Annotated in this window: 11 protein-coding genes; 9 read left to right on the top strand and 2 right to left on the bottom strand. The window is 70.7% G+C overall.

The genetic code is table 11. The features are described from left to right. The first annotated feature begins 130 nt into the window (after positions 1 to 130). From IF64_RS0105140 to IF64_RS0105100, 9 genes are all read left to right on the top strand, one after another. Positions 131 to 1,372 (top strand): ABC transporter substrate-binding protein, encoded by a 1,242-nt coding sequence (locus IF64_RS0105140; protein ID WP_030530842.1) that lies wholly within the window; start codon positions 131 to 133, stop codon positions 1,370 to 1,372. Positions 1,373 to 1,374: 2 nt separating this feature from the next. After that, on the top strand, positions 1,375 to 2,358 hold the full coding sequence (locus tag IF64_RS0105135; RefSeq protein ID WP_051757523.1) for a branched-chain amino acid ABC transporter permease: 984 nt from the start codon (positions 1,375 to 1,377) through the stop codon (positions 2,356 to 2,358). Then, positions 2,355 to 3,431 carry a branched-chain amino acid ABC transporter permease gene (locus tag IF64_RS0105130; RefSeq protein WP_084705666.1) on the top strand — a complete coding sequence of 359 codons (1,077 nt, stop codon included), beginning with the start codon at positions 2,355 to 2,357 and terminating at the stop codon, positions 3,429 to 3,431. The genes IF64_RS0105135 and IF64_RS0105130 overlap by 4 nt, the downstream gene beginning before the upstream one ends. Beyond that, positions 3,428 to 4,165 (top strand): ABC transporter ATP-binding protein, encoded by a 738-nt coding sequence (locus IF64_RS0105125; RefSeq protein WP_030530839.1) that lies wholly within the window; start codon positions 3,428 to 3,430, stop codon positions 4,163 to 4,165. Before IF64_RS0105130 ends, IF64_RS0105125 begins: the two co-directional genes overlap by 4 nt. Beyond that, positions 4,152 to 4,853 (top strand): ABC transporter ATP-binding protein, encoded by a 702-nt coding sequence (locus IF64_RS0105120; RefSeq protein ID WP_030530838.1) that lies wholly within the window; start codon positions 4,152 to 4,154, stop codon positions 4,851 to 4,853. Before IF64_RS0105125 ends, IF64_RS0105120 begins: the two co-directional genes overlap by 14 nt. Further along, positions 4,853 to 6,238, top strand: coding sequence for an MmgE/PrpD family protein (locus IF64_RS0105115; protein ID WP_051757491.1), 1,386 nt, complete (start codon positions 4,853 to 4,855; stop codon positions 6,236 to 6,238). Before IF64_RS0105120 ends, IF64_RS0105115 begins: the two co-directional genes overlap by 1 nt. After that, positions 6,238 to 6,918 (top strand): aspartate/glutamate racemase family protein, encoded by a 681-nt coding sequence (locus IF64_RS0105110; RefSeq protein ID WP_051757490.1) that lies wholly within the window; start codon positions 6,238 to 6,240, stop codon positions 6,916 to 6,918. The genes IF64_RS0105115 and IF64_RS0105110 overlap by 1 nt, the downstream gene beginning before the upstream one ends. Next, on the top strand, positions 6,915 to 8,306 hold the full coding sequence (locus IF64_RS0105105) for an FAD-dependent oxidoreductase (protein WP_030530835.1): 1,392 nt from the start codon (positions 6,915 to 6,917) through the stop codon (positions 8,304 to 8,306). Before IF64_RS0105110 ends, IF64_RS0105105 begins: the two co-directional genes overlap by 4 nt. A 73-nt stretch (positions 8,307 to 8,379) precedes the next feature. Beyond that, complete coding sequence (locus tag IF64_RS0105100; protein WP_030530834.1) at positions 8,380 to 9,849, top strand: dihydroorotase; 1,470 nt, start codon at positions 8,380 to 8,382, stop codon at positions 9,847 to 9,849. 21 nt (positions 9,850 to 9,870) lie between these two features. On the opposite strand, the gene IF64_RS0105095 is transcribed toward IF64_RS0105100, so the two are convergent. Both IF64_RS0105095 and IF64_RS0105090 read right to left on the bottom strand, forming a co-directional pair. Further along, the gene (locus IF64_RS0105095; RefSeq protein ID WP_030530833.1) at positions 9,871 to 10,671 is read right to left on the bottom strand and encodes an IclR family transcriptional regulator; all 801 of its coding nucleotides are present in this window, start codon (positions 10,669 to 10,671) and stop codon (positions 9,871 to 9,873) included. A 159-nt stretch (positions 10,672 to 10,830) separates the two neighbouring features. Then, positions 10,831 to 11,736, bottom strand: a complete 906-nt coding sequence (locus IF64_RS0105090; RefSeq protein ID WP_030530832.1) for a GntR family transcriptional regulator — start codon at positions 11,734 to 11,736, stop codon at positions 10,831 to 10,833. Positions 11,737 to 11,754 lie beyond the last annotated feature (18 nt).

The raw sequence follows: 11,754 nt of genomic DNA, 5'->3' as shown, positions 1-11,754 counted from the left end.
CGCACTGTTCATCGCTGTCGGTCAAGTTATGCGTAGTTATTGACCTGTGCATGCGGTCGGTGTCACGATGGCCCAACGTCGGAATGATGTTTCTCCAAGCGGAACATCGATCAGGGACAGAGGATCAGAGATGATCGTTCGCAAGCTGATCGCGGCTGCGAGTACGGGCCTGCTGCTCGTCACCGCGGGCTGCGGGGGCTCCGCGCCGTCCGGTGCCGCGGGGGACGCCGCGGGCAGCGGCAGCGGCCCCGTGCGGATCGGGGCACTCCATCCCGTGAGCGGGTCGATGGCCGTCGACGGGCTGCAGATGCGGCGCGGAGCGCAACTCGCCGTCGAAAAGATCAACGAGGCGGGCGGCATCGCGTCTCTCGGCGGCCGCGACGTCCAGCTCACCACCGCCGACACCCAGGGCAAACCCGAGATCGGCCAGAGCGAGGCGCAACGGCTGATCTCCGGCGGTGCCGTGGGTCTGGTCGGCACCTACCAGAGTTCGGTCAGCAGCAACGTCTCCGTCGTCGCCGAACGTAACGAGGTCCCGTTCGTGATGGACGTGACCGCCGCCGACGAGATCTTCCAGCACGGCTACCGCTACTCGTTCCGCGTGCAACCGGGCAACGGGGCGATCGCGACGTCGGCCGCCGAGTTCCTCACGAAGGTGTCGGAGCAGGCGGGCAAACCGGTGCGCAAGGTCGCGATCATGCACGAGCAGACCGACTTCGGAACCGGCGCGGCCGACGCGTTCACCGAGGCCGCCACGGATCTGGGCCTGGAGGTCGCACCGCGGATCAGCTACGACGCCACGACGGCCTCCGACTTCACCTCCCAGATCACCCAGGTGAAGGCCTCCGGTGCCGACGTGCTGGCGGTGTCCGGCTACTACAGCGACAGCCTGCTCATCGCGCAGGCGATCAACGCGGTCAAACCCGATCTCGACGCCGTGTGGGGAGTGTCGAACGGTGCCTACGACCAGCCGAAGTTCGTCTCCGACGCAGGGCCGATCGGCGAGAACTACTTCAGTACCAACTATCACTTCGACGCGCAGAACCCCGAGACCCGGCAACTGCGCGAGGAGTACCAGCGCCGGTACGGCGCACCGATGCGAACCGGTGCGGTACTGGCGTACGACGCGGTGCAGACCATCGCCGCCGGTGTTGAACACGCGGGCAGCACCGATCCGGTCGCGGTCCGCAACGCCATCGCGAAGGTCAAGGTGGATCCGTTGACGGTGGGCGACGGTCCGGTCCGATTCGGACGCGACGGCGAGAACGTCAACTCCGCTGCCGTGCTCATGCAGATCCAGAACGGACGGGTGAAACAGGTGTACCCACCCCGGAAGGCCGAATCCGACCCCGACTACTCGGTGGCGTGGTGACGATGACGGCGACGATCGACAGCGAACCGCGGGCCTCGGTCAACCTGGCCGTGCTCAAACGCGCCGGCATGGTCGGTGTGCTCGTCGCGGCGGCCGTGGTGTTCGCACTCCTGAAGTCGGGCAGCGGCATCGTCGTGTGGCAGTCCGTGGTCACCGGGCTGCTGACCGGCGGGCTCTACGGACTCATCGCGATGGGCCTGACGCTCATCTTCGGTGTCCTCGACATCGTGAACTTCGCCCACGGTGCGATGCTGGCCGTGGCGATGTTCATCTCCTTCGGCGTCGTCCAGGCCACGGGACTGCATCCGTACCTGACGATGCTCGTCACGGTCCCGGCCCTGTTCCTCGTTGGTGCCGCCGTCCACCGTGGACTGCTGTCCGGTTCGGGAGGGGCGACGCTCGAGAATCAGCTCCTCATCACCCTCGGGCTTTCGCTGCTGCTCGAGAACGGCCTGCTGATGTTCTTCGGCGCCGAGCCGAAGAACGTGACCCTGCCAGGCGAGACCCAGTTCGGCGTCTTCGGTGCGGTGGTCTCGGGATCCCGGTTGTACGCGTTCCTCGGTGCGATCGCACTCGGCCTGCTGCTCTACTGGATGCTGCAGCACACGCGGCTCGGTACCGCGGTGCGCGCCGTGGCCTCCAACGGTCCCGGAGCCGAACTCGTGGGCATCAACGTCCGCCGTATCCACACGCTGACGTTCGCGATCGGTGCCGCCTGTGCCGGTGCCGCCGCGGCACTGGCCGTGCCCCTGCTGTCGGTGACACCGACGCTGGGGGAGCAGTTCAACATCACCGCGTTCGTGGTCGTGGTGCTCGGCGGCATGGGCAATGTGGTGGGCGCGCTCGTGGGCGGTCTGCTGATCGGGCTGGTCGAGCAGCTCACCACGATCTACCTCGACGGTCAGGGCTCCCTGCTCGGCGTGTTCGTGGTGTTCGTGCTCGTGCTGTTCCTCCGGCCGCAAGGATTGTTCGGGAGGCGAACATGACCGACACCGCCACGACCGGTGCCGCGGGCGCGACCCGCGCCACGGCCGCGCAGGCGGGAACGGCTCCGCCGCTGCGGCCCCAGAACCGCCAGTTGCTGATTCTCGCGGTCCTGGTCCTGCTGGCGATCCCGCTGCCGCTGATCCTGCCGCCCGCGCAGGGCGCCGTGGCGGTGCGGATCCTGATCTTCCTGATCATGGCGGTCGGCTGGAACATCATGAGCGGCTTCGGTGGGCTGTTCAGTTTCGGCCACGCCGCCTACTTCGGACTCGGTGCCTACACGAGCGCGTACCTGCTCGTCGAACACGGCGTCTCGCCGTGGGTCGGCATGGCGGCCGGCATGGCGGTGGCGGCCGCGGTCGCCATGGTCATCGGCTACTTCTCCTTCCGCTACAACCTCAAAGGTGCCTACTTCGCGCTGGCGACGTTCGCCTTCGCCGAGATGCTGCGGCTCGTCACCACCAGCACCGACGCCGTCAACGGCGCCGTCGGCTACCAGGTGCCGCTGATCCAGGGTTCGTCGGTGTGGCAACTGCAGTTCCCCGCCGGATCGCCCGCCTACTTCTGGATCGCGCTGGTGCTGGCGGGGCTGGCGGTCGCGGTGAGCATCCTGTTCCGGCACTCCCACGCGGGCCGGTACGTCGTGGCGATCAGGGACGACGAACTGGCCGCGGCCTCGGTCGGTGCACCCGTGATGCGCCACAAGCTGCTCACCGTGGCGCTGTCGGCGGCGATCACCGCCATCGCCGGTGCCTTCTACACGCAGTACTACCTGTTCATCGATCCCCAGTTGGCCTTCGGCTCGTCGGTCTCGATCGAGGCGATCGTCACCGCCGTGATCGGCGGTATCGGCACGATCTGGGGTCCGGTGGTCGGCGCGGTGATCGTCGGTTCGCTGTCGGACGTCACCGCCACCCTGTTGGCGACCCCGCCGGAGTTCCTCGGATTCCTGCAGGGCAGGAGCGGTCTCGACGTGATCCTCTACGCCGTCATGCTGATCCTGATCGTCCGGCTGATGCCCAAGGGGATCTTCGGGACACTCGCCGGCAAGATCTCGGAAAGGCGGCGGCGATGAGCCTGCTCGAACTGGCCGGTGTGGGAAAACAGTTCCGCGGCCTGCGCGCACTGTCCGATGTGGATATGTCGGTCTCCGAAGGGGAGATCGTGGGCGTGATCGGGCCGAACGGAGCGGGCAAGACGACCCTGTTCAACGTCATCTGTGGGGCGCTCAAACCCGACAGCGGAAGGGTGCGCTTCGCCGGGGACGACGTCACCGGACGCCGGCCGGAGGTGCTCGCCCGCGCCGGAATGGTGCGCACGTTCCAGCTCATGCGCCCGTTCGCGTCGATGTCCGTCGCCGAGAACGTGAGTCTCGCCGCGCAGCACCACACCCGTGGTGCGGCCCGGCTGCGCGGGCACGCGATGGACGTGGTCGACCGGGTGGGCCTTGCCGAGTGGGCGCACCGGCCCGCGACCGAACTGCCGACCGCGGGCCTGAAACGCCTCGAACTGGCCAGGGCTCTCGCGGCGGGCCCGCGGGTGCTCCTGCTCGACGAGGTGCTCGCGGGCCTGCTTCCCGCGGAACGCGAACCGGTGCTGGACCTGTTGGCCGAGCTGCGCGAACGCGACGGCACGACGCTCGTGTTCATCGAGCACATCATGGCGGCGGTGATGCGCCTGTCCGACCGGGTCGTCGTGCTCGACCAGGGCGCGGTGCTGGCGACCGGTACGCCCGACGAGGTCACGGCGGACCCGCGCGTGATCGACGCCTACCTCGGGGAGGAGCCGACCACCCATGCTGACGCTTGAGAAGCTCTGCGCAGGGTACGGCCGCATGCGGATCCTGCACGAGGTCGATCTGCACGTCGGCGCCGGCGAACTCGTGGCCCTGGTCGGTGCCAACGGTGCGGGCAAGACGACGACGCTGCGCGGCATCTGCGGCCAGCTCGCCCCGCAGTCGGGCCGCATCACCTTCGACGGTGCCGACACGGCGGGCCGCAGGCCCGACGTCCTGGTGCGGGACGGCCTCGTCCACGTGCCGGAGGACCGTGCGCTGTTCGGCACCCTCACGGTCGAGGAGAACCTGCGGATGGGCGCCTGGACCGCGTCGGCCGACGCGGCGCGCACGCGCCTCGAGCAGGTGTACGAGTTGTTCCCGATCCTGGCCGAACGGCGGGACCAGGTGGCGCAGACCTTCAGCGGTGGCCAGCAGCAGATGCTCGCGATCGGCAGGGCGTTGATGGCCGGGCCCCGGCTCCTGCTGCTGGACGAACCGTCGACGGGGTTGTCGCCGAAGCTGACGTGGACGATGCTCGATGCGGTCCGCGAGATCCGCGACACCGGCGTGTCGGTGCTGCTCGTCGAGCAGAACGCCAAGCAGGCACTCGCGATCGCCGACCGGGCGTACGTGATGGAGAGCGGGTCGGTGGTGCTCTCCGGCGGGGGAGCCGAGCTGGCCGACGACGAACGCGTCCGCAAGGCGTATCTGGGGTTGTGATGGGGCAGAGGTCGGCGCAGGCGGCGACGGAGGAACTCGGCGCGTGGGCGTCCGGGGTGGACGCCGCCGACGTTCCGCCCGAGGTGCTCGAGCGCCTGGGTCTCGTGACGCTCGACGTTGTCGGGGTGGCCGCGGTCGGTGCGGGGCTGCCCGAACAGCGTGCCCTGCGACGGGCGTGGGAGCTGCCGGTCGGGCCCGCGCCGCTGTTCGGCACCGGGCGGACGGCACCGGCCGACGCCGCGGCCTGGCTGACCGCCGTCGCAATGGCGTGTCTCGAACTCGACGAGGGCAACAAGTACGCCAAGGGCCACCCGGCCGTCCATGGGTTCCCCGCGGTCCTGGCGCTGGCGGCCGCGCGGGATGCCTCGGGTGCCGACACCGCCGCGGCGCTGCTGGTTGCCTACGAGGTGGCGGCCCGGTTCGGCAGGGCCACGAGCCTGCGTCCCGGCGGGCATCCCCACGGCAACTGGGGCGTGGCCGGTGCCGCGGCCGGGTGCGCCCGGTTGCTGGGACTGGGACCGCAGGCGTGTGCCGCGGCCGTCGACACGGGTGCCGGCATGCCGATCGCGGGCCACTTCGACTCGGCGACGACCGGGAACCCGGTACGGGACGCGTGGGTGGGCGCGGCCAACACCGCAGGTCTGGCCGCCGCGCGGATGGCTGCCGCGGGCCTGGCACGCAACACCGGCACGGCGGAGCTGTCGCTCGGCGCACTGCTCGGCGAGTTCGACCCGCGGGCCCTGACCGAGGACCTCGGCACGCGCTGGCACATCACCGAGGGCTACTTCAAACGGCACGCCTCGTGCTCGTTCACGCACCCGGCCGCCGACGCGATCCTCGAACTCGCGCGGGACGAGCCCGTCGACCCGAGCGCGGTCGAGGAGATCGTCGTCGAGACCCACGCGCTCGGTGCGGGACTGTCCGGAGTGGACTGGGACAACCGGTTGTCCGCGATGTTCTCCACGCCGTTCGTCGTCGCGGCGACCGCGCTCGACGGTGTCGTCGGACCTCACACCTACCGCGCCGGCCGTATCGACGACGCCGACGTCCGCCAGCTCGCCCGCCGCGTCACGGTGGTGGCCGCCGACGACCTCACCGCCCGGCTGCCCGCGGAACGGGCCACCCGCGTGACGATACGCGGCACCGACGGCACCACCCGTCGCTGCGAGGTGCCGAATCCGGTGGGCGACGCCGCGCACCACCCGTTCGACGAGGACGCCGTCGTCGCCATGCTCCACGAGTGGCTTCCCGGCGAGGAGGACTTCGTCGCCCGGCTGCGTCGGTTCAGCCGCGAGCTGCCCACGCTGGCCGCCACCGGCGAGCCGCTGCGTGGCCTGGACGGCACCGCAACACCCAGCGCGGCACCGAAGGAGGAACGAGCGTGATGCGAGCGTTCGCCGTGACCCCCATCCACCTGCCGGACGAGGAGATCCGCAGGCGGCAGGAGCGCTACGACCGGTTGTCGCCACCGGGCCTGCAGGTCGTGCTGCGCGACGTCGGGGCCGGTGCACCACCCTCCCTGGACACCGACGCCGCGGTGCGCCGCTCCGAGGAGGCCGTTGCCGTGGCGCTGCGCGACGCACGTGCGGACAGCGCGTGGGACGCCGCGTTCCCGGACTGCGTGCTGGACCCGGCGGTGCCCGCCGCGGTCGGCGGGGGCGACGTGCCGGTCCACGGTCTGCTCAAGCTCTCCGCGGGGCATCTGGCGGCACGGGGTGAGCGGTTCGGCGCGGTCGTGCGCAACGAGGCGATCGGCGCCGAGCTCACCCGGCGGCTGGCGGCCTACGGCCTGACGGCGCACTCGGCGGGGGTCGAGGTGCTCGACCTGCCGTTCGACGCGATCGCCGACACCGCCACCTGGAACGCCGCGCTCGGCGAGGCGGTGGCCCGGCTCGCCGAGCGCGGAGCCACCGCGGTGCTCAACGGCTGCTCGGCCGTCGACGTCGAACCGGCCGCACTGGCCGCCCGCATCGTCGATCCCACGGCGGTGGCGCTACGGCTGCTGACCGTCGACGAAACGCCGGCCGGTGCGGCCGAATCCGTGGAAGGAGCAGTGCGCGCATGACCGCACAGCCGGACGCGTCCGGTCCCGATCTCGTCGTCGCCGGGGCGGGAGGCGGGCTCGCGGGCGCACTGCGCGCGGCGGAGCAGGGGTTGTCCGTGCTCGTCGTCGAGGCCAGCGAGCACTTCCGTCGCGGCAACAACACGTCGATGTCCACGGCGATGTTCCCCGGCGCCGGATCACGGTGGCAGGCCGAGGCGGGCATCGACGACACGCCGGAGACGTTCGTCGCCGACATCATGGCCAAGACCGGGGGCGCCGCGGAGCCGCGCCTGGCCCGCACCCTGGCCGAGGTGAGCGCCCCACTCGTGGAGTGGCTGGCCGACTCCGCGGGACTGCCGTTGTCACTCGTCACCGACTTCAACTATCCCGGTCACGCCGTACCGCGCTGCCACACGATTCCCGGCAGGCACGGTTCCGGCGTGATCGACCATCTCGCCCGTGCCGTCACCGCGCATCCGAACATCGAGCTGCTCGTTCCCGCGCGGTTGAGCGACGTCCGGCTCGACGACGACGCGGGCGGCGCCGTTCGCGCGGTCGTCGTGACGTACCCGGACGGCACCGAGGAGGAGATCCCCACGCGGGCGGTGCTGCTGGCCACCAACGGCTTCGGCGCCGACCGCACGCTCGTCGCCGAGCACCTGCCGGAAATCGCCGACGCGCTCTACCAGGGCAGCGACCGGTCGCTCGGGGACGCACTGCGGATCGGCACGTCGCTCGGTGCCGCAGCCGGCTTCCTCGACGCCTACCAGGGACACGGGGCGGTGGGTGCCAAATCGGGCACGCTCGTCGGCTGGGCGAGCATCATCCACGGCGGCATCCTGGTCGACCTCGACGGCATGCGCTTCGGCGACGAGACCCGCGGCTACTCCGAGTACGCCGCCGCGCTGGCCGCACGGCGCGGCTCGACCGGTTGGATCGTGCTCGACGAGACCGCCTACGACCGGTGTCTGCCGTTCCGCGACTTCCAGGACAACGTCGAGGCGGGCGCGTTCGTGTGGGGCGCCGACGCGGCGGAACTGGCCGAGGCGACCGGACTTCCCGCCGACGCACTGGCCACCGAAATCGCCGAGAGCGCCGCAGCCGCCCGTGGCGAACGGAGCGACACCCACGGCAGGACGCACTGGGAGCGGCCGCTGTCCGGCAGGCTCGCCGCGATCCGCGTCGTCCCCGCCCTGTTCCACACCCAGGGCGGCTTGATGGTCGACGAGCACGCCGCGGTCGTGCGCGCCGACGACCGGCCCATCCCGGGGCTGTACGCGGCGGGCGGCGCTGCGGCCGGCATCTCGGGCCACGGCGCAGCCGGTTACCTGCCGGGCAACGGGCTCCTGCCCGCCTTCGGCCTGGCCTGGCTGGCCGCCGACGACGTGGCCGGGCGGCGTTCGCAGTAGCGCTCTTTCCTCGCCCCGGCGTGGATCAGGGGGCGAGCACGCGGAACACGTCACAGAGTAAGGAGAACGACAGATGGCGACGACGGAACTGCTGATCACGAACGTCCGGGTGGTACGCCCGGACGACGCGGACGAGGCGGCACCGGAACCGACCGACATTGCGATCAACGACGGCACGATCGTGCGCGTCGCCAGTGGACAGTCGCGCGAGGACGCTGCGACCGTCGTCGACGGGCGCGGACTGCTGGCGTTCCCGGGCGTGGTCGATGCGCACCAGCACTGGGGGATCTACAACGAGTTGTCCACCGACACCCGCACCGAGAGCCGGGCCAGCGCGCAGGGCGGCGTGACCACCGCGCTGACGTACATGCGCACCGGGCAGTACTACCTCAACAAGGGCGGCCCGTACCGCGAGTTCTTCCCCGAGGTGCTCTCGGCCGCGTCCGGGAACGCCTACGTGGACTACGCGTTCCACCTGGCACCGATGATGTCGCAGCACATCGACGAGATCCCGTACCTGGTCGAGGAACACGGCGTCACCTCGTTCAAGATCTTCATGTTCTACGGCAGTCACGGCCTGCACGGGCGGTCGACCAGCCAGAGCGACTTCCTCATGATCCCGCCGGAGGAGCGTTACGATCTCGCGCACTTCGAGTTCGTCATGCGCGGCATCCAGGCGGCCCGCGAGGCACTGCCCGACTACGCCGACCACCTGTCGCTGTCGCTGCACTGCGAGACGGCCGAGATCATGACGGCCTACACCAAGCTCGTCGAACAGGACGCGTCGCTGTCCGGACTGCGCGCCTACAGCCGTTCGCGCCCGCCGCACTCGGAGGGCCTGGCGGTGACGATCGCCTCGTACCTGGCCCACGAGACGGGACTGCCGAACATCAACCTGCTGCACCTGTCGTCGGAGAAGGCGCTCGACGCGGCGCTGCGCATGGCGACGACGTTCCCGCACGTGGACTTCCGCAGGGAGATCACGGTCGGCCACCTGCTGGCCGATGTGGACACCGCCAGCGGCATCGGTGGCAAGGTCAATCCGCCGCTGCGGGAGCGGGAGGACGTCGAGGCGCTGTGGCGGCACGTGCTCGCCGACGAGGTGGACTGGGTGGTCAGTGACCACGCGTGCTGCCGCGACGAGCTGAAGTTCGGCGAGGACCGCGACGACGTGTTCGTCGCCAAGTCCGGTTTCGGCGGTGCGGAGTACCTGCTGCCGGGCCTGGTCGGGGAGGGCGCCAAACGGGGCCTGTCACCGCAGCGGGTGGCGAAGCTGACGTCGTGGAACCCGGCGCGGCGCTACGGCCTGGTGAACAAGGGCACGATCGCCGAGGGCTACGACGCCGACATCGCGCTCGTCGACCCGGACGTGTCGTGGACCGTGCGGGCGGCCGACTCGGAGTCCACTCAGGAGTACACCCCGTTCGAGGGCTTCGCCATGACGGCGAAGGTGACCGACACGTTCGTGCGCGGCCACCACGTGTTCGCCGACGGCGCCGTGCAGGGGAAGCCGCAGGGGCGTTATCTCCCGCGCGGACGTTGACCGCCACGAGCGGGGCTCGCGTCAGCCGGCGTGCGCCCCGCTCGGACCGTTCGTCCAGTTGCGAATGATCTCGGTGGTCGCATCGCGGACGAGATGGCGGTACCGCTCGATCTTCTCCGGGGTGAAGCGGTATTCGGGGCCGCACACACTGATCGCGCCCTGCACCTCCCCGTCCGGTGTGACCAGAGCCGCGGCGACCGAGCCCGCACCGCTCTGCCGTTCGCCGAGGGAGACGGCGACCCCGTCGGCTGCGATGGCCTCCAGCTGTTCGGCCAGCAGCGCGCGGTCGGTGACCGTGCGGTCGGTGAGGGAGGAGAGCTCGCCGGAGAGGACGGCATCCCGGCGCCAGGCGGGCAGCTGCGCGAGGATCGCCTTGCCGGACGAGCCTGCGTGCAGGGGAAAACGCGTGCCGATGTCGACGGTCATCTTGATCTCGGCGCGGCTCTCGAACTGTTCCAGGTAGACGCGTTCGTCGCCGACGAGCCCGGACAGGGTCGTGGTCTCGCCGGTTTCGTCCCTGAGCCTGCGCAGCACGGGAGCGGCAGCCGACCGGGCATCGAACCGCCGGAGTGCGCTCGCGCCGAGTGCCACGGCGGCGGGTCCGAGCCGGTAGCCCGTCACACCCGGGTCGGTCGCCAGTACGTCACGGGACACGAGCGACTGCAGGATGCGGTAGACGACCGCCTTGGAGATGCCGAGCTGCCTGCTGATCGTGCTGACGCCCAGATACTCGGGGCCGCCGGTGAACAGCAGGAGCACGTCCGCGACGCGCGCGGCCGCCTCCGTTCCCGTGCCTGACGATGTGATACTGCTCTCGGCCACGGCTTCGTTTCTGTCGGAGGAATGCGTCCGCAGAAGTGTCTCACCAGGTGAAATCGAGCGTCAAGCGAGGCCACGAACGGGTGACAGCGAACGGTCGTTCCGCTCGGCGGAAACGCGCGCGCGTCGGTCCCCTGGCGTGCGCCGCGGCGTCGGGTCGGCTCAGCCGAGGATACGGTTCAGCTCGGCGAGCAGGGTGCGGGCACGGTCCAGATCGGCAGGGCCGAGCTCGGCGGCACTGTCGACGGGTCCGTCCGGAGGCGTGCGGTCCTGGCCGTCCACATCGGCACGGCCGGTGCCGTCGGCCGGGGTTCTGCCGGGCGCGTCGAGGCGCAGCGTCTCCATCGTCTCGGAGACGTCGATGTCGAAGGCGACCCGGTCGGCGCGATGCCACGCGCTGAACCATTCGAGGGGCCGGTCGTCCTGATCGGTCGTGCCGCCTTCGAGTAGCAGGAGTGGCCCGCCCGGTTCGGTGTGCAACTCGGCGGCGAGCTTGTCGTCGGCCGCGACGGCGTGGACCTGCCGCCTGCCGCGCATCGGGCGCAGTCCGTACGTGCGGGTCAGCAGGCGGTGCAGGGAGGCGTCGGTCAGGTGGTCGGCCTCGAGCCCTGGCACACGGTCGGCGGGCAGCCACGTGCGCACATAGGACAGTGGGTCGCCGTCGACGAGGCGGACGCGTTCGAGTCGCAGTGCGTTCGAGGTCCCGAGGAAGTCCCGAACCGCCGACGGGGGACGCGCGGGCACGAGCTCGCGCACGGAGGTGCGCAGCGCATGGCCCCGTCGCGCGAACTGTTCGAACATGCCCGTCGCGCGCTGCACCAACCTGCGGTACTCCGCGGGCGGGGCCACGATCGTCGGCCTGCCCTGACGGCGGATCACCAGCCCGTCGGACGCCAGCCCGGACACGGCCTGCCGGACGACGCTGCGCGCGACGCCGAACCGTTCGCACAGTGCGGCCTCGCTGGGCAGTGCGTCGCCCGGCGGGATGTCGTGGCCGAGGATCTCCTGGCGCAACGTGTCCGCCACCTGCTGGTGCAGAGGTGCGCGGGTGCTGCGGTCGACGCCCATGACGGTGCAGTCTACGAA

This window comes from Prauserella rugosa, from assembly GCF_000719975.1.
Taxonomy (GTDB): domain Bacteria; phylum Actinomycetota; class Actinomycetes; order Mycobacteriales; family Pseudonocardiaceae; genus Prauserella; species Prauserella rugosa.
This window is presented reverse-complemented; position numbering and strand designations above follow the sequence as displayed.